Raw genomic sequence first — 18,365 nt, 5'->3', positions numbered from 1 at the left:
AGAAGAAAACAATTCATAGAATTGCTTTCTTCTTTTTAAATGTTAAGAAATCTTTACTACTTTTTTTGTAGACAATTTTTTAGCTTCAGGCTTTTTTTCTAAGTTTATTTTTAGAATGCCATCTTTATAAACTGCTTTTACATCTTGATCTAAGTCAATTGATTCTGGTAAAGTTGAAGATCTTTTAAATGATTTATAGCTAAACTCTTTGCAAGTATAGTTTTCTTCTTTTTTATCACTTTTTTTTCCTTCAACGTTAAGTACATTACCATCTATGGTAACTTCAAAGTCGTTTTTATTAAAACCTGGTGCTGCAAATTCAATCTCAAAATCATTTTTGTGTTCCTTCACATTCATTGATGGCATAAGGCTATCTTCTTCCAAAAAATCACCATTAAAAACATCATCAAATTTAAAAAGGTTTTGAAAATCATCTAAACTAGATGGAAATAGTCTGTTTTCCCAAGGTGACATTAATCTACTTCTAAATGGAGATAATTGTCTGTTTCTGTTTCTACGTTTTGCTAGTGTTGTCATGATATATTTTTTTTAGATTAAACATTAAATTGTAATGCTAATTTAGTACCGAAGGCAATTTTATAAAATGATATAAATCAGTTTGATAGGTGAAATTATGATGTGTTTTTAACATTATGATGTGTTTTTAACAATGTGTTCAGGTTTTCCTACTATCTTCAAATATTGAAGTTATTTGCTTTAAAAATTTGTATATTTTTATGCCTTAGTATAATTCGTCATTTACTTTATTAATAATTCGATTTACACTCTTTTATATGCTCCAGTTCTTTTTAGTGAAGTTTTTAGTTTATCTAACGGAAATCTTGAATTTTGCTAGATGATTTTGTAATTTTTAGGCTTTTACATTCTATAAGCTTCTTTTTAAAGAAAACTGCCAAAACATAATGTCTTGACAGTTTTCAACTAACTAATAAATTAATATGATTTAAAGAAGTCTCTTACCCAAGCTTTAGCTTGGTTTTCTGTCATACTATCTGCTTTTCTTACACCTTTTATTTTGGAGCTTAAAGACTTATAGCTTTTGTTTAATTCTTTACTGAATTTCTCATTGGTGTCTGCCGGACCAAAAATGACTAATGCATCAGTATCATCAATTTGTGAAGCTAATGATTGATAATATTGCTTTAGTTGATGTTTTTCACGTTCTAGGAATTTACTGTCCTGAACAACATCTTGTGGGCCGCCTTTAAATCGTGTTCCAGAGCCACCATGAGTACGGTAATGTTCTACATTCGATATAACAGTATCTAATGTTTCTTTACCATTTTCTAGAGTTATAATAAGTGCTTTATCCTTATCTAACCAAATGCCAGTTTTTTTCATTTTCTAATGTTTTTAATTTCTTAAATCATGCATAACTAAAATTGGTACTTTAGAGTGAAACGCAATGCCTTTAACCATTGGGTTTGTTAATATGCTTCCAAAAAAGTTGTGCTTTTTATTAATAAATGCTACCATGTCGCTATTCCTGCTTTCAACAAAAATGTTTACAGCAGATTCTACGGAATAATTTGATAATGAATGAAATGTATAATTGACACCTTCAAAAATATCTTTAAGCATGTGTTTATGCTCTTTTTGGTTGTTATCTAATTCATTCTCTTCTGAAATGTGAAGTATTGCTATGGTCGCATCACATTTTTTAGCAATGTCGGTTAAGTAGCTTAATTCTCTTCTTTTATAATGTGTTTTATAGCTAGTAGGAAACACAATTTCTTTAGGCAAGCTATGTTTAGCTTTTTCTGGAACAACAATGATAGGGCAATTTCGAATTTTTTCCATTGTGTTCACTGCAACACTGCCAAATACGGTTCCTTTATTACTTGTTTTGCCTTTAGTTCCCATAATAATCATTTCTATATCCTTCTGTTCTACAGCATCTTTAAACGCTTCAATAGGTTCATTATACATCGAAATAGTTTTGAAATTATGTTTTGGGTTGCCATGTTTGTTTATTATAAGTTTATCTAGTAATTTAGATAAATTTTCTTCAGATTCTTCTTTTGCTTCTTCAAAAAAATTACCTCCCGATTCCATATTAATAATATTATCAATGAGACTATTAGTTCCAGAGAAAGCGTTAAGCAAATAAAAATCACAAGCTTCGTTTTCAAATAATTGCAAGGCATAGTTGATAGCCAACCATGAGTTGTTGGAAAAATCGGTAGGAAGTAAAATTTTGCGCTTCATGATTCAATTATTTGTAGATATAAAAATAAGGTGTGATCAATAAAATGGAAATGATATAAATCAGTTTAAGGCTTATTTCCTTGAAGGTATTACCATAAATGGAATATTTAAATGAAACCCAATGTGGTTAATGGTTGATTTAAAAAACAAGTTTTCGAAAAAGGAACGCTTGTTATTTATCATTATCAATAAATTAACACGGGATTTTAATTGAAAATTTGTAATTGCTTCAGGTACATTTTGATTTTTAACATCGTGAAAAAGATGTGCTATTCCTTTCATACTTGTTTCTAAAATTGACTTGTTCTTTTCTTGCGTTTTAGTTAGACCATTACCAGCAAACACATGTAAAATGTTAATTCTTGATATATGTTTTTTAGCAATCTCAATAATTGGATTTAGCTGCGTGTTTTTGTATTCTATTTCATAGTCTGTTGGAAAGAGTATTTCGTGAGGATTTTCGAAATCAAAACCTGAAGGAATTGCTAAAACGGGACATTTGGCATTTTTTATTACATGTATTGTATTTGAGCCAAATAGTACGCCAGCAACACCACTTGCTCCTTTGGTTCCCATAACAATAATATCCATGATGCTATTTGAATAAAGGTTGTCAATCTCGGATGTAAGGTTGTTAATTGATGATATTTGTGAGAATGTATGTTTAGGGTCTTTAAAACCTAAAATTATTTTTTCATGGAGTTCATCCAATCTATTTTTTGATGTTTTTTTTAAGGCATCTACAATTCCTAATTGAGCCGAACTAGGTTGCCAGTATTCAACTTGATAAATTATAGGAGTATAGGTGTTTAATAACACAAAATGACACTCTTGATCTTTAAATAACTGTAATGCATATTGTATAGCATTCCAAGAGTTTTCAGAAAAATCGGTTGGTAATAATACTTTCTTCATGATGACTTAATTTTATTTTTAGTTACTAACTACGTCTAATATTTTGTAATGTTAAGAATGGAATATCGATATGCAAACTGATATTATCTATTGTAGATTGAAATAAAATACTCTCTAGAAATGATTGCCTAGTATTTACCATTACTAACATATCCATCTTATTTTCTGTGATGTATTTATATATGGTATTAGCTATCGTTTTTTTATTAATTGTTAAAAAGTTTAAGATGTTTTTACACAAGCCTTCTTTAATAAATTGTTTATTATCTTCTTGTCTTAACGATAGCTTGCTGTTCTTTGAAATGTAAAGCATATCTATTGTTGCTCTATAAGGAGTTACCATTTCGCAGAGTAATTTAAGTTCTCTACGTTTATAAGGAATCATGTAATTAGTAGGAAACAAAACACGTTTAGGTTGTGTGTACTTGTAATTTTCTGGGATAGCCAAAACAGGACATTGCACATACTTTAAAACTTGTAATGTGTGACTGCCAAAAATTAATTTTTTATCATTGGTTTCACCACGAGTTCCCATAACAATAATATCAATATTTTCTTCATCAACAATTCTGTCTGCTTCATCTAAAAGCATTTCGTTAGCAGATATTATGTTATATACATGCCTTGGGTTTGGAGATATTTCTTTTACCTTGTTTAAGGCTTCTTCCAGCTGTTGTTGTGACTTATTACTAACCTCTTGTGTAACTTGATCGAGAGTTTGTTTTTTTAATAGGGAAGGATTAGCATAAATTTCATCTTGATATGCATGCATTATAAAAAAATCGCTACGTTCATACTTAAATAACTCTAAAGCATACTTTAAGGCATTCATTGCATTTTCGGAAAAATCTATAGGAACTAATATTTTTCTCATGGCTATAATGTTTATTAGTTATCTAAAAGTACAGCATGCAATAGACGTGAACAATGATATTTATCAGATTGGTTACATTAACAATCTTCAATTGAGTTTAGATGACATTTTTGAAGTACTTGGTTGCTTTTACTACCATATCGATAAATGGTAATACCTTTAAGTTTATATTCCCAAGCAGTTTTATAAATTTTTGAAACATCCTCTTTAGTTGTATTTCTTGGGAGATTAATAGTTTTTGAAACTGCATTATCGGTATATTTTTGAAATGCTTGTTGATGCAATAAATGATATTGCCATGGAATTTCCAAGCTCGTTTTAAAAATGGCTTTTATTGCTTCTGAAATTGAATCTATATTCTTTATACTTCCAGCTTTTAAAACGGTATTTTCAAGCTCTAAGTTCCATAAACTTAATTGTTTCATTTTTTTAACAAACAACTTATTTATTTCTGTTTGAGTTTGATTATTTAAAATACCTACACGTTTATATGCTAAAGCAAATAAGGGCTCAATTGAGTAGGAGGTATCAGCAATTACAGATATAGTTCCTGTTGGCGCAATGCTATTACAAGTTGCATTTCGCATTTGAGTTTTATGAACATGAATGCTATTTTTCCATTCTGGAAAAACACCTCGTTCTTTTGCAAGGTTTTCTGAAGCTTTATAACTTTCGGTTTTAATAAACTTCATTAACTGTTCCGCTAAGTTCAAAGCTTCTTTTGAAGTGTAAGGAATTTCTAATAAAATCAATAACTCTGCCCAACCCATAACTCCTAATCCAATTTTTCTGTTAGAAGTTGTTATAGCTTTTATTTTTGGTAATATGTAATGGTTTAAGGTTATAATATTGTCTAAAAACCGAATGGCAAGATGAATTGTTTTAGATAATGTGTCCCAATCTATAGAATAGTGATTGGCTTTATATACAATCATTTTAGATAGGTTTATAGACCCTAAATTGCAACTCTCATAATCCAGTAAAGGTACTTCGCCACAAGGGTTTGTAGTTTCTAGCCTTCCTAAATTTGGTGTTGGGTTTGATTTATTAATTGTATCTAAAAAAACAAGTCCAGGATCTCCAGTACGCCATGCCTTCTTAACAATAAGCTTCCAAAGTGATTGTGCTGCTAAGGTTTTAACAACTTTTTTTGTTCGTGGATTTATTAGTTGCCAATCTAAATCATTATTGACAGCATTCATAAAAGCATCAGTAATACCAACCGAAATATTGAAATTCTCAATAGATTTTTTATTGGACTTTGACGAAATAAATTCCTCGATATCAGGATGGTCTATATTTAGAATTCCCATATTTGCGCCTCGTCTTTTTCCTCCTTGCTTTACATACTTTGTAGCAGTATCGTAAATTTTCATAAAAGCCACTGGACCAGACGATGTGCTACTTTTTGAGCTTACCAAATCATTTTTGGGGCGAAGTTTGGAGAAATTAAATCCAGTACCACCACCACTTTGATGTATTAATGCCGCATTTTTTAGAGACGTAAAAATACTATCTAAACTATCTGTAATTGGTAATGCAAAACATGCGCTTAATTGTCCATTTTTGCAGCCAGCATTTATAAGTGTTGGTGAATTAGGGAGGAACTTTAAATTACTTATAAGGGAGTAAAAATTTCTTTCGTAAAAAGTACTTTTTTCATTTTCACAACTTGCTACAAATTTTGCCACACGCCTAAACATTTGTTCCGGAGTTTCTATCAATTTCCCTTCCTTATCTTTTATAAGATAGCGATCCTTTAAAATTTGTATGGCATTATTAGAAAGGGTATTCATATTGTAAAGGTGAGGGTTTGTTCCTGATTATAATTTTGCTAACTCAAATTTATTTAATAAATCTTTATTAATACTGATATATATCATTTGGTAACTTGTTGGTAGTCACCAACTTTATAACTCACAAAAAAAACATATTGTCATGGCTCTTAATTTTAATCAATTTGCAGCAGAAGCAAATACTTTTTTAAAGGAATACTCAAAAGAAATGAATCTTGCTACCGATAAAGAGAAAGCTGGACGTATTTTATCTGCTATTTTACACGCTTTGCGAGAGGTAATATCAGTTGAAGAATCGATACAGCTTATTGCACAGTTTCCAATGTTTTTAAAGGCAGTTTATGTAAATGGATGGACAACTCATAAAAGAGAAAAGGTAAAAAATATGACTGAATTTATTGATTTATGCAGGAAATATAGTGGTTTAACCTCGATTCACGATTTTGAGTCTGATGAATTAGCAGAAAATTATATAGATACAACATTTATATTATTACGTAGATACATCTCTTTAGGTGAACTGGAAGATATAAGATCCGAGCTTCCTAAAGATTTAAAATCTATGATATACCATAATATTATGTTTTAATCAATTTATAATAACAAATAATAATAAAGCTATGAATACTCTAAAAAACAAAAGTGTAATCATTACTGGAGGCTCAGGAGATATAGGTAAAGCCACTGCAAAACTTTTTTTAGCCGAAGGTGCTAAAGTGATGTTGGTTGCTCGAAATGAAGACAAACTAAAAGCTGCTATTAGCGAGTTAAAATCTGAAAATGTTTCGTACTGTGTTGCAGATGTTACAAAAGTTGAAGACACTAAAAAGTATACTGAAGCGACACTTACAAAATTCGGTAACATTGATGTCTTTTTTAATAATGCAGGAATAGAAGGTCCAGTAAAACCTATCAAGGAATACCCTGAAACAGATTTTGATAAAGTTATCGATGTTAATGTAAAGGGCGTTTGGTTGGGTTGCAAATATGTAATTCCAAAAATGAACGACGGTGGAAGTGTGATGATAACGTCATCTGTCGCAGGCATTAAAGGCTTTTCAGGCCTTGGCACTTATGTTGCGAGCAAGCATGCTGTTGTTGGTATTATGAGAGTTGCGGCAATCGAATATGCCAATCATAGTATTAGAGTTAATACCATCCATCCTGGACCAGTAAATAACCGTATGATGCGCTCAATAGAAGAAAGTATTTCACCAGGTCATGCCAAGGACGTACAAAAAGAATTTGAAGCAGATATACTCTTTAAAAGATATGCCGAATCTGAAGAAATTGCGCAGTTAGCCTTGTTTTTAGCTTCAGATGCGAGCAATTATATTACTGGAGCCATGCATGTAATTGATGGAGGAATGAACGTGAAATAATATGCTAAAATATTTTAAGATTTATTGGATGGCATAAACCAAATTATAAAATGAACACAATAAAAACTTATAAAGAAATTGATATTCCTATAGGTGTAATTCACGTAAAGGGAAATTTAAGACAAGCACAAAATAGTAAAGGTCTTATTTTGTTTTCTCATGGCAGTGGTAGTAGTCGATTAAGTTCAAGAAATAATTATGTTGCCGATATTTTATTGCATAATGGATTTTCAAGCTTATTATTCGACTTATTGACACCACAAGAGGATGCTATTTATGAGAATAGGTTTGATATAGAACTCCTCACAGATAGGTTGGTTAGTGTTACCAAATGGGTTAAAAACAATAAAGATATTAAACAATTACCACTAGGTTATTTTGGTGCAAGTACAGGCGCTGCATCTGCCCTTAGTGCTGCTGCTAAATTAGGAAAAACTATCTCTGCTGTTGTATCTAGAGGAGGTAGGCCAGATCTTGCTATGAATTATTTAAGACAAGTTAAAACACCTACACTTTTATTAGTTGGAAGTAATGATGGTGTTGTTATTGAGTTAAATAAAAAGGCACAAGCAAACATTCCTGGAGTTTGCGAATTAAAAATTATTGAAGGTGCTACTCATTTATTTTCAGAACCTGGTAAACTGGATCTTGTTGCAAAAGAAACCAGCGATTGGTTCGACACATATTTAATCTTATAAAAAATTATATGATGTTTAAAGATAGAATTGAAGCAGGAGAACAACTCGCTAATAAATTGTTAGAATATAAAAACAATAAAAAGGCAATAGTGGTTACTATTCCTAGAGGAGGTTTACCTATTGGACATATTATTGCAAAAAAATTAAACGTCCCTTTAGAAATTGTTCTTTCAAAAAAAATTGGGCATCCACTTCACAAAGAATTTGCAATTGGTGCTGTAACCCTAAATGACATTATACTAAGTGAAGATGCCAGAGATATTTCAAATAGTTATATAGATAGCGAAACCAGTAGGATTCGAGATATTTTAAAAAAACGTCAAGACATGTATTATGGCTCAATCACGCCTACTAGTTTGAAAAACAAAACAGTAATTTTGGTTGATGATGGTGTTGCTACAGGTCAAACATTAATATCTAGTATTAACCTTATTCACCAACAACAACCTTCTCAAATAATTGTAGCCTTACCAGTTGGCCCTCCTTCGGTTATTGCCAAAATTAAAAATATGTCGTCGGTAAATAACACTATTTGCTTGCTTACACCTTTTAATTTTCATGCTGTTGGACAATTCTATAAAGAATTTTACCAAGTTGATGATAGTGAAGTCATTAGATTATTAAAAGAAGCTAACCAAAAGACCATTAAGGATTAATAAAGGTTTAAATTAATTATACCATGATACTTCATGATTTTAGTAAAGAAAATTCAATTTTAAATCAGTTTATAGCTGAATTAAGAGATGTCAACATCCAAAAAGATACCATGCGCTTTCGAAAAAATATTGAGCGAATTGGAGAGGTTCTTGGTTATGAATTAAGCAAAACTTTAAATTATAAAGACAAAAAAGTAAAAACTCCTTTTGGTCACAAAACGGTTTTAATGCCTCAAAACAACCTTGTACTATGCTCTGTTTTACGTGCAGGCTTGCCTTTGCATCAAGGGCTTTTAAATTATTATGACAAGGCTGAAAATGCATTTATTTCGGCATATAGGTACCATAGGGATAACCAAGATGCTTTTAAAGTTATTGTAAAATATTTAGCTGCTCCATCATTAACGAATAAAACGTTAGTGCTTACAGATCCTATGTTGGCTACAGGTAAAACCCTGGAAAACGTTTATAGTGCTTTAAAAAAACATGGTATTCCAAAACAAATTCATATTGTTTCGGTTATTGGTTCAAAAATTGGAGTGGAATATGTTAAAAAGATTTTTTCTGAAGACACACATTTATGGATTGCCACAATCGACGACACATTAAGCAGTAAGGGTTATATAATTCCTGGGCTTGGTGATGCAGGTGATTTGTCCTTCGGATTAAAACTATAATCAAATAGTTATATAGAACAAAAAAGGTAAGTATTGCACTTACCTTTTTTTATTGTACAAAAGCAAAAAATTTAATCATTATAGATAACATATTTCCTAAAAAATAATGCTTGTACAAACTGATTAATAGCCATGTTTAAATAAAAAACAGGAAGCCGAAACCTCCTGTTTTTCCAAAACTCTCAATTTTATTATCTAACTTTCGATTCACTATAATATTTACTTTATTGCTAAAGTACCTATTATGGTTTTCCTGTTAAATAATAGCTTCGAACGTTTTGTTTCGACCTCATCATTTTACAATGATAAAACCTATATGCTTTTTAAAAGCAGGAAGCCGAAACCTCCTGCTTTCTTGAAAAGCTCAATTTTATTATTCCTCCTATAGCACTTCCAATAACTCTTTATTACTAAAAAACCATTAGAACCATAAGCCAAACTATAGCTTTGAACTCTTCATAACAGATTAAGCATTTTTCAATGTTTAACCTGTATGCTTTATAAGAAACAGGAAGCCGAAACTTCCTGTTTCTCTTAAAGAGCTTAATTTCATTATCTAATTTATCAATATCCAAAACAACTTTATTGCTAAAGGCATCTCAAAAAATTAATATCACAAAATAATAATTTTAAACTCTATTACGATCTATAAGGTCTTACGATTTATAGATCTATGTTTTTAAAATTTATCAGTGTTTTTAAAGAACTTTTTAATTATGACACTAATATAAATGATATTACCTCGATTTAAAATGATATATATCAGTTTAGAAAAATAAATCGTAAAAAATGTCTTTTTTTAAACAGAAACTAATTTATTTTCAGCTTTATTAATGTTGTCTATGCCTTGTAATAAGGCATCTGGATTAAATGATATGCTGTTAATTCCTTTTTCTACCAAGAAAGAAGCAAATTCTGGAAAGTCGCTTGGTGCCTGACCACACAATCCTATTTTGGTTTTGGTATTGTTTGCTTTTTCTATAGCCATAGCAATCATTTTTTTTGTTGCTGCATCATTTTCATCAAAAAGTTTTGCCATTAATTGTGAATCTCGGTCAACACCTAAAGTGAGTTGTGTTAAATCGTTAGAACCAATAGAAAAGCCATCAAAAATTTCAGCAAACTCTTCAGCTAAAATAACATTACTCGGAATTTCGATCATAACATAAATCTCTAAACCCTTGTCACCTTGTTTGAGTCCATTGTTTTTCATTATCTCTATGACTTTTTTACCTTCTTCTAGCGTTCTACAAAAAGGCACCATCACTTTTACATTAGTCAGACCCATTTCATTTCGCACTTTTTTTAGTGCTTCGCATTCCAGTTTAAAACCATTTATATAAGATTCACTATAGTATCTTGCTGCTCCTCTAAAACCTAACATTGGGTTTTCTTCTTTAGGCTCAAAAAATTTCCCTCCAATAAGATTAGCATATTCGTTGGTTTTAAAATCGCTTAAACGTACAATGACTTCTTTAGGGTAAAAAGCTGCAGCAATGGTAGCGATACCTTGAGACAACTTATCAATAAAATAGTACTCTTTGTTTTTATATGCCTTTGTAAGTTCTTCAATGATTGCTTTTGCTTTTTCATCCTTTATTTTATTAAATTCAACCAATGCCATTGGATGCACTTTTACCGAATGTGTAATAATAAATTCCATACGTAATAGGCCTACACCATTATTTGGATAAAAAGACAGCTGAAAGGCTCTATCGGGATCTGCTAAAATTAATTTGGCTTCAGTTTTTGGGAGTGGTATGTTGCTAAAATCGATTGCTTTTTCTTCATAGGAAAGTTTACCTTCATAAATGTATCCTATTTTACCTTCAGCACAGTTTAAAGTGATTAATTCTCCGTTTTTAATTGTTTCAGTTGCATTGTTACAGCCAACTATAGCAGGAACTCCCAATTCTCTGGAAACAATTGCTGCATGACTTGTTCTACCTCCTTTATTGGTGATAATGCCTCCTGATTTTTTTAAAATGGGATCCCAATCGGGACTAATAGTATCAGTCACTATAATATCTCCAGGCAGTAATTTATCTGCATCTTTTGTTGATGTTAATAGCTTTGCCTTACCAACCGATATTTTAGTTCCTACAGCATTTCCAGTGGTTAATATTTTGCCTTTTTCAGTTAACTTGTATTCAATTAATACGCTTTTGTTTTTTGAATGGTGTACTGTTTCTGGTCGTGCTTGAATTATAAACAATTGATTGGTTATTCCATCTTTTGCCCATTCAATATCCATTGGTTTTTTATAGTGGGTTTCTATTAGTAAAGCCCATTGCGAGAGTTTAATAACTTCATCATCACTTAAAACAAACACTTCTTGTTTTACTTTTGGTGTGTCAATGTTAATAGTGGAATCATGACCATTGGATTTGTTATAAATCATGGTTTTGTTTTTATCGCCAATTTTTTTCTGAATCAATGGAAAATATCCTTGCTTTAAGGTAGGTTTAAAAACATAAAAATCATCAGGGTTTACTGTACCTTGAACAATATTTTCGCCTAAACCCCAAACACCCGAAAAAAGCATTACATTTTCAAAGCCAGATTCTGGATCAATAGTAAAACCAACACCTGAACAACCTTTATCTGCACGAACCATTTTTTGTACACCAACTGAAAGTGCTACTTCGCTATGTTTGAACCCTTTTTCTTCTCTATATTTTATTGCTCTGTTAGTGTATAGTGAAGCAAAGCATTTTTTTACAGCATCCAATAAAGCATCTTCTCCTTTAATGTTTAAAAAAGTTTCATGTTGACCAGCAAAACTGGCATCAGGGAGGTCTTCGGCTGTGGCACTACTACGTACTGCAACATCAATATTTCATTTACCAGAAAGTTCTTTATAAGCTTTTTTGATTTGAGTTATAAATTTTTCCGAAAAGCTAGCATTCAAAAATAATTCTCGTGCTTGTGTACCTATGTTATTAAGATTGGAATATGTGTCTCTATTGAGGTTTTTGAGTAACTCAATTAATTTATTAGTGAGATTATTTTCATCTAGAAAAGTCCAAAAAGCATAAGATGTTGTAGCAAAACCATCTGGTACTTTAATGCCTTGTGATGTTAATTTATTATACATTTCGCCAAGAGATGCATTTTTGCCTCCAACTTCATGAATATCTTTAATAGTTATTTCTTTGAATACTTTAATAAATTTCCGCATGACTTTTTATAGTTAATAAGTCAAAATATTATAGGCTACATTTAAAAGAAATAACCCAATAAAAAACAGTAGCATATAAATAACCTGAACCAGTTTTATATTAATAAATTTTAACCATGAAATGGTTTGCTTGGGTAATATGAATAATGATAGTCCTATAAAAAGGGATGTCCATCCAATTAATGTAATTATAAGCTTATAGTTTGGTTCCCATATATTGTGAAATAATATATTTAATAAGCCTACAATAATGGCGACAAGAGATGAAATGATCAAAAATTTCTCATCTTTTAAATCTTCAAATATTTGTTTTATTCGTTTAGGGTTGAAACTTAAAATAAAAAAGAAAATGATAAGATACCATCCCCAAAATTTGGCTAAAAAAATTGAATTTTCCATAATTTAATTTTGTTGTTCGTGTAATACTAAAAATGGTACATCGGTATGATAGCTTATTTCTTCAACCGTTGGCATAAATAAAATCCGTTGAAAATAGTTTAAGTTTTTTGCTACCATAGCAATCATATCTATATCTCTGCTTTGTACAAAACATTGTACAGCATCTTCTATGTCATCATTGGTTAAAAAATGAAAGCTATAATTGTTGTTGAAAAAATAATCCTCCAATAACTCTTTATACTTTATTTGATCAATATTTAAATCTTCTTCCTTTTTACTTATGTGAAGAATTCTTAAAAAAGAGTCAAACTCTTCTAAAACTTCCGAAATAGGCTCCAATGTTTGTATGGGATACGAGATAGATAAATCTGTTGGAAAAGCTATCTCTTTTACATTATTGAACTTAGCATTTTCGGGAACTACTAGCGTAGTACAAGATACTTTGGTAATAACATCACCTGTATTGCTCCCTATGATATATTTTTTTAATCCAGAAGCGCCTTTAGTTCCTATGACAATCATGTCTATGTTCTTTTCTTCTATTTGGTTTCTAATGGATTCAATAAAAAAATTATAGTCTGTAAGCGTATAGAATTTATGCTTTTTATTATGTGGTAATTCTTTTGAAATTCGCTTTAAAAATTCTCGCAACTGTTTTTTTGCTAATTTAGTTTGTACTTCTTCTATTACTTCAGGAGCAATTATATATGATGTGTCCGATGCTAAATTATTTAATCGATTAACATGTAATATGTAAAAGTGGCAGTTGAACTTTTCAAAAAAACGAAGTGCATATTGTATGGCGTTCCATGAGTTTTCTGAAAAATCCGTTGGTAATAATATTGACTTCATTATAATTCCTCTTAAGTATTACAAATTTAATGGCAAGAGGTATTGTACAAAATGATATTCGTCATATTGGTTCTATTCTACTAAATAAATTAGTAGATATCTTTAAGTTTTTGAAGCTCTAAAATTTTAATGTTTCTACCTTCAATAGCTATGAGACCTTGTTTTTTAAAATCGGACATGGTTCTAATAAAAGTTTCGGTAGCTATTCCGGCAACACTAGCCAAGTCGCTACGTGATATCTTTATAGGATCTTCTGGTTTTCGATTTAATTTTTCGGCAAATTTTAAAATGGTGGTAGCTGTTTTTTTGTTTACCGAGCTATAAGCCATTTGTAATAATTGATTTTTTATACCAGTGAGGTCATTACTTAATAATTGTATTAATTCTATTGTAACTTTATGGTTGGTGTCTAAAATATTTTTAAGTTCTTGTTTTAAAATACCTACCATTTCTAAATCTTTAATAGCAGTTGCAGTTTCTTGATACAGATTGTTTTCGGTAAAACTTATATAACCAAACAAATCATCTTCTTTATACAAACCAGTTATAAGCTCTTTCCCCTGTTCATCAAGATTATGGCACTTAACAACACCTTTTGTGATTAAATAAATGTAGTTAGAGTGTTCACCTTCTTTGTAAACAGTTTCTTCTTCTTTAAATCTAAAAATTTCACCTTTATCATACATGTAATTTTTAAAATCGTTTAGTGATTGTATTTCATGTTGACCACTTTCTATTATTCTATTATTAACATCATACTCATCTTTTAATATGGCTATTTTTGCTAAGCGACTTTCTATGGCGCTAATTAACTCGTCTTCACTAAAAGGTTTTGTAATATAATCGTCTGCCCCTAAATTCATTCCTTTTCTTATGTCTAGATGCTCAGTTTTAGCCGATAGAAAAATAAAAGGAATATGTTTTGTGTTTTTGTTTTTTGATAAGGCATCAAGCACACCATAACCATCTAATTCAGGCATCATAATATCACATACAATAATATCTGGTAACAATTGTTTTGCCTTGTTAACACCAATTTCACCATTAGAGGCTGAAATTACATTGTAGTTTGAAAGCTCTAATAACTCGGTAGTGTTTTCCCTTAAAACTGTATCGTCTTCTATTAGTAATATAGTTTTCATTGGTCTGCTATATTGGGTATTTCAATTGTGAAAGTAGAACCTTTGTTCTCTATACTTTCAAAATAAATTTCTCCTTTTAAATTATTTAGATGATCTTTTACAATATTTAACCCAATTCCTGTTCCTTGAGTTAGTAGTACGTTTTCTGCTCTAAAATAACGATTAAAAATATTTTTTTGATCTTTTAAAGGAATACCTATTCCATAATCTTTTATTTTAAAAACAGTAGTGTCTTTAGTTTGTGTTACATTAATGTCTATAACTGTATTCTCATCAGAGTATTTAATGGCATTTTGAAGTAAATTGGACAATGCCAACTCGATAACTTTTTCATCTTGATGTAATGAAAGCTCATCTATATTACTTGGATAATTAATATGTTGACCTTCTTTAAGCAGCATATTTGCGTTATATATTACTTCGTTAATAACCTTACTAACTTTAAAGGTAGAAAATTTGTAATTATATTTCCCTTTATCTAATCTTTCAATTGAAAGAAAATCGGTAAGTATATTGTTTAAATGGTGTACTTCGTCGGTAATGGTTTTTATATGTTTGTCGCGTTTATGTTGCTGATCTTCTTGAGTGTATTTACTCAGCAGTATGGTTGATGTTAAAATGCCGCTTAAAGGTGTTTTAAACTCATGTGAAACCAACGATAAAAATTTTGTTTTTAGTTCGTTGAGCTCTTTTTCTGCAGCCAATGCTGCTTTTAGCTCTTCGGTGCGTTTTGCAACAGTTTCCTCAAGTTCGTTTGTATGTTTTTTTTGCTCAGTGATATCTAAAATAATAGCAACGTAAACGTCTCTATCACCTAATTTTGATAATTGTAAATGGGTTTTTACTGGATATTTGGTGCCATCTTTTCTATAATGAACAGTTTCGAGTTCTAATTTTTCTATATTCTTTTTTTGTAAAACATCAATAGTCTTTCTAAGCTCAACTTCATTCTTAAATGGAGTTATATCTATTGGTGTCATATTAATAAATTCATCTAATGTATAGCCAAGGCTTTTTTGTGCGCCATAGTTAACATTAATAAACTTTAAGGTTTTAGCATCAAAAACATGAATTTCATTTAAAGATTCATTAAAAATATTTGCTAGATGATTTCTTTCTTCTTCTATGCTTTTTGTGCGTGTAATATCATTTAGTATTCCAATAAAATGTGTAACTACACCTTTCTTATTTTTTATAGGTGTTATTTGTAAATCGTTCCAAAATAGAGTGCCATCTTTTTTATAGTTTCTTAATGTAGCTCTACAACTTTTACCATTATTAACAGCATTTTTAAGTTTGGTAATGGCTTTTTGTTGCTTATCGTCTTTTTGTAAAAACCTACAGTTTTTATGTAATATTTCCTCTTTAGAATATCCAGTTAATTTTTGAAAAGCAGGGTTAAAATAAATAATAGGGTTATCAGCTTTTAAAGCATCAGTAATAATAATACCATTACTAGCAGACTTTAGAGCTTTCTTTTTTAATAAGAGTTTCTTTTTTATCTTCTTTTTTGCAGAAAGGTCATTTATTAAAGCCATTGTGTATAGCTTTCTATAGATGTAAAAAGGGTTTAATTCAATCTTCACCGGAAAAGAGCTTCCGCTTTTTTTGACACCATAAATATCCATAGTTTGTTTACCCATTTCACGACGTTTGCCATCTTTTATAAAACTTTTAAAATGAGAAGTATGGTTTGTATGGTATTGTTTTGGAATTAAAATATTTAGATGTTGGCCAATTAATTCTTTTTGTGAGTAACCAAAAATTTTAGTAGCATATTTGTTTACCTCTATAATAGTTTGATGTTCATCAACAATAATAACGCCTTGAGAAATGCTTTCTAATAGAATATTGAAAATCTCTTGATCTTGTTTAAACATTATTATCTAGTTCTGTTAATCCCTTATTGATGTATAAATATAGTAAAGATATGAGCATCATACTATTTAGTAGATTAAGTTTTTGCTTAATTTAAAGAACTGATTTATATCATTATTAAATTCACAACAAGTGCTTATTTTTATAAATCTTAATTTTTATAAAGATGGATAGTAACGAGAGTGTAGTACATAAATTTTATCAAAATCTAGGAAAGCTGTTCTATGCTATTGCTTCAATAGATGGTAGCGTAAGAACCGAAGAACTTGAAAGCCTAAAAGAAATAGTAAAAAAGGAATGGCTATTAACACATTTAGCGAATGATGATTTAAAGTTAAATGCTCAACAGTCTATTATCAACACCTTTAGATGGTTGCATGACGATAACGAATATAATGCTAGCGAATGTTATAAAAGCTTTTTAATTTTTAAAAACAACCATGAAACGCTGTTTACAAACGAGGTTAACAAGCTTATTTTAAAAACAGCTAGAGCCATAGCGGCAGCTTTTTCTAAAGTCAATAAATCAGAATTAATGTTGTTAGCAAAGCTTGATATTGAATTTAAAAAAACAAGATTATGAAATATTATTTTACAACTACAATAAACGGAAGTTTTAATGATGCTGAGGAAAAAGTTAGAGCATTACTAAAAAAAGAAAATTTTGGTGTGCTTACAGAAATAGATATTCAGCAAACCTTAAAAAAGAAACTGGATGTTGATTTTAAAAAGTACAAAATTTTAGGAGCTTGTAATCCACCTTTTGCATATAAAGCATTGCAAGCTGAAGATAAAATTGGAACCATGTTGCCTTGTAATGTTATCATTCAAGAACTTTCACCAAATCATATTGAGATTTCTGCTATTAACCCTTTAGTATCCATGCAGGCTGTAAATAATGAAGCATTAAAGGATGTTGCAAAGGAAGTTAGTGATAAGCTTGAAAATGTAATAAAATCATGCTGATGTATCACTTCTTTATGATGAATATCATTTTATAACTAAGTAATCATCAATACTTTTACATAAATATTAAACTTTAGCATCATGAAAAAAGTAATAATTATGTTTACGCTGCTAGTTGTTATTCCTATTAGTAGCTTTTCACAAACCATAGAGAATATTGATTATATATCACCTTTTAATGAAGGTGTTGCAGCTATTAAAAAAAATAACCAATGGGCTTTTATAAACAAAGTTGGTGATATTGTAATTAACTTTAGGAATGATTTGGTTGTAACAGCATCTGTTAATGGTAATTACCCAATATTTAATAGTGGTAGATGTTTAATTGTAAAAAAAGAAAACGGAATCTCCTATTTTGGATATATTGATTCTTTAGGAAACACTGCTATTGAACCTCAATTTTTAAATGCTACTGCTTTTAATAACAATGTTGCAACTGCGTTAAAACTTGAAAAAGAAGAGGTTGGTAAAAATACTGCTTTAAATAAAGGTATAGTGTATTACAAATATTTTGAAGTTGTTATAGATATTAATGGAACTATAAAAACCTATTTAACACAAAAAGGCGTCAATATTGCTTTAGATAGAAAATTTTTACGAAAGCCTCCTAAGTTTTTAACAAAACAATTATCTAATAACCTTATTGCTGTTAAGAGTGATAATGGTAAGTGGACAATAAAAAAGATTATTGAATAAAGTTTAAAGCACGATTTTAAACAC

General features: G+C 30.1%; 18 protein-coding genes and 1 pseudogene. 8 read left to right on the top strand and 11 right to left on the bottom strand.

The genetic code is table 11. The features are described from left to right. Positions 1-42: 42 nt before the first annotated feature. The 6 genes from E5167_RS07905 to E5167_RS07880 all read right to left on the bottom strand — a co-directional run bounded on the left by E5167_RS07905 (position 43) and on the right by E5167_RS07880 (position 5,814). A complete protein-coding gene (locus tag E5167_RS07905) occupies positions 43-537 on the bottom strand; it encodes an Hsp20/alpha crystallin family protein (RefSeq protein WP_239021964.1) in 495 nt (164 codons plus the stop codon). 417 nt (positions 538-954) lie between these two features. After that, entirely contained in the window at positions 955-1,362 is a 408-nt protein-coding gene (locus E5167_RS07900; RefSeq protein ID WP_136842838.1) for a hypothetical protein, read from the bottom strand. Between the two features lie 12 nt (positions 1,363-1,374). Further along, complete coding sequence (locus E5167_RS07895) at positions 1,375-2,229, bottom strand: universal stress protein (protein WP_136842836.1); 855 nt, start codon at positions 2,227-2,229, stop codon at positions 1,375-1,377. A 72-nt stretch (positions 2,230-2,301) separates the two neighbouring features. Then, positions 2,302-3,144: a universal stress protein gene (locus E5167_RS07890; RefSeq protein ID WP_136842834.1), complete on the bottom strand. Its 843-nt coding sequence runs from the start codon at positions 3,142-3,144 to the stop codon at positions 2,302-2,304. Positions 3,145-3,169: 25 nt separating this feature from the next. Continuing rightward, positions 3,170-4,018 (bottom strand): universal stress protein, encoded by an 849-nt coding sequence (locus E5167_RS07885; protein ID WP_136842832.1) that lies wholly within the window; start codon positions 4,016-4,018, stop codon positions 3,170-3,172. Positions 4,019-4,095: 77 nt separating this feature from the next. Continuing rightward, positions 4,096-5,814, bottom strand: a complete 1,719-nt coding sequence (locus tag E5167_RS07880) for an adenosylcobalamin-dependent ribonucleoside-diphosphate reductase (protein ID WP_136842830.1) — start codon at positions 5,812-5,814, stop codon at positions 4,096-4,098. A 142-nt stretch (positions 5,815-5,956) separates the two neighbouring features. Here E5167_RS07880 and E5167_RS07875 point away from each other — a divergent pair, with 142 nt between their 5' ends. From E5167_RS07875 to upp, 5 genes are read left to right on the top strand one after another with little or no spacing between them, the layout of a single operon-like run. Further along, positions 5,957-6,403 carry a DUF2267 domain-containing protein gene (locus E5167_RS07875; protein ID WP_136842829.1) on the top strand — a complete coding sequence of 149 codons (447 nt, stop codon included), beginning with the start codon at positions 5,957-5,959 and terminating at the stop codon, positions 6,401-6,403. Between the two features lie 31 nt (positions 6,404-6,434). Then, positions 6,435-7,196 (top strand): SDR family NAD(P)-dependent oxidoreductase, encoded by a 762-nt coding sequence (locus tag E5167_RS07870; RefSeq protein ID WP_136842828.1) that lies wholly within the window; start codon positions 6,435-6,437, stop codon positions 7,194-7,196. A gap of 50 nt (positions 7,197-7,246) precedes the next feature. After that, positions 7,247-7,894, top strand: coding sequence for a dienelactone hydrolase family protein (locus E5167_RS07865; RefSeq protein WP_136842826.1), 648 nt, complete (start codon positions 7,247-7,249; stop codon positions 7,892-7,894). A gap of 11 nt (positions 7,895-7,905) precedes the next feature. Next, a complete protein-coding gene (locus tag E5167_RS07860) occupies positions 7,906-8,550 on the top strand; it encodes a phosphoribosyltransferase (protein WP_136842824.1) in 645 nt (214 codons plus the stop codon). A 23-nt stretch (positions 8,551-8,573) separates the two neighbouring features. Further along, the gene (gene upp, locus E5167_RS07855; protein ID WP_136842822.1) at positions 8,574-9,227 is read left to right on the top strand and encodes a uracil phosphoribosyltransferase; all 654 of its coding nucleotides are present in this window, start codon (positions 8,574-8,576) and stop codon (positions 9,225-9,227) included. 799 nt (positions 9,228-10,026) lie between these two features. On the opposite strand, the pseudogene ppsA reads toward upp, so the two are convergent. The 5 genes and pseudogenes from ppsA to E5167_RS07830 all read right to left on the bottom strand — a co-directional run bounded on the left by ppsA (position 10,027) and on the right by E5167_RS07830 (position 16,681). Beyond that, positions 10,027-12,408: pseudogene (ppsA, locus tag E5167_RS07850) on the bottom strand (phosphoenolpyruvate synthase). A 12-nt stretch (positions 12,409-12,420) separates the two neighbouring features. After that, positions 12,421-12,807, bottom strand: a complete 387-nt coding sequence (locus E5167_RS07845; RefSeq protein ID WP_136842820.1) for a hypothetical protein — start codon at positions 12,805-12,807, stop codon at positions 12,421-12,423. A gap of 3 nt (positions 12,808-12,810) precedes the next feature. Next, a complete protein-coding gene (locus tag E5167_RS07840) occupies positions 12,811-13,659 on the bottom strand; it encodes a universal stress protein (RefSeq protein WP_136842818.1) in 849 nt (282 codons plus the stop codon). 89 nt (positions 13,660-13,748) lie between these two features. Next, on the bottom strand, positions 13,749-14,801 hold the full coding sequence (locus E5167_RS07835; protein ID WP_136842815.1) for a response regulator: 1,053 nt from the start codon (positions 14,799-14,801) through the stop codon (positions 13,749-13,751). Next, positions 14,798-16,681 carry a PAS domain S-box protein gene (locus E5167_RS07830; RefSeq protein WP_136842813.1) on the bottom strand — a complete coding sequence of 628 codons (1,884 nt, stop codon included), beginning with the start codon at positions 16,679-16,681 and terminating at the stop codon, positions 14,798-14,800. The genes E5167_RS07835 and E5167_RS07830 overlap by 4 nt, the downstream gene beginning before the upstream one ends. Before the next feature lie 164 nt (positions 16,682-16,845). Between E5167_RS07830 and E5167_RS07825 the strand changes: the two genes are divergently transcribed. The 3 genes from E5167_RS07825 (at position 16,846) to E5167_RS07815 (ending at position 18,341) form a co-directional block, all read left to right on the top strand. Next, complete coding sequence (locus tag E5167_RS07825) at positions 16,846-17,262, top strand: hypothetical protein (protein ID WP_136842811.1); 417 nt, start codon at positions 16,846-16,848, stop codon at positions 17,260-17,262. Beyond that, complete coding sequence (locus E5167_RS07820; protein WP_136842810.1) at positions 17,259-17,645, top strand: DUF302 domain-containing protein; 387 nt, start codon at positions 17,259-17,261, stop codon at positions 17,643-17,645. The genes E5167_RS07825 and E5167_RS07820 overlap by 4 nt, the downstream gene beginning before the upstream one ends. An 81-nt stretch (positions 17,646-17,726) precedes the next feature. Then, on the top strand, positions 17,727-18,341 hold the full coding sequence (locus tag E5167_RS07815) for a WG repeat-containing protein (RefSeq protein ID WP_136842808.1): 615 nt from the start codon (positions 17,727-17,729) through the stop codon (positions 18,339-18,341). Positions 18,342-18,365: the final 24 nt, after the last annotated feature.

The sequence above is a fragment of the Pontimicrobium aquaticum genome (assembly GCF_005047595.1).
Taxonomy (GTDB): domain Bacteria; phylum Bacteroidota; class Bacteroidia; order Flavobacteriales; family Flavobacteriaceae; genus Pontimicrobium; species Pontimicrobium aquaticum.
The sequence above is the reverse complement of the archived record's forward strand: the minus strand, read 5'-3'. Positions and strand labels throughout refer to the sequence as shown.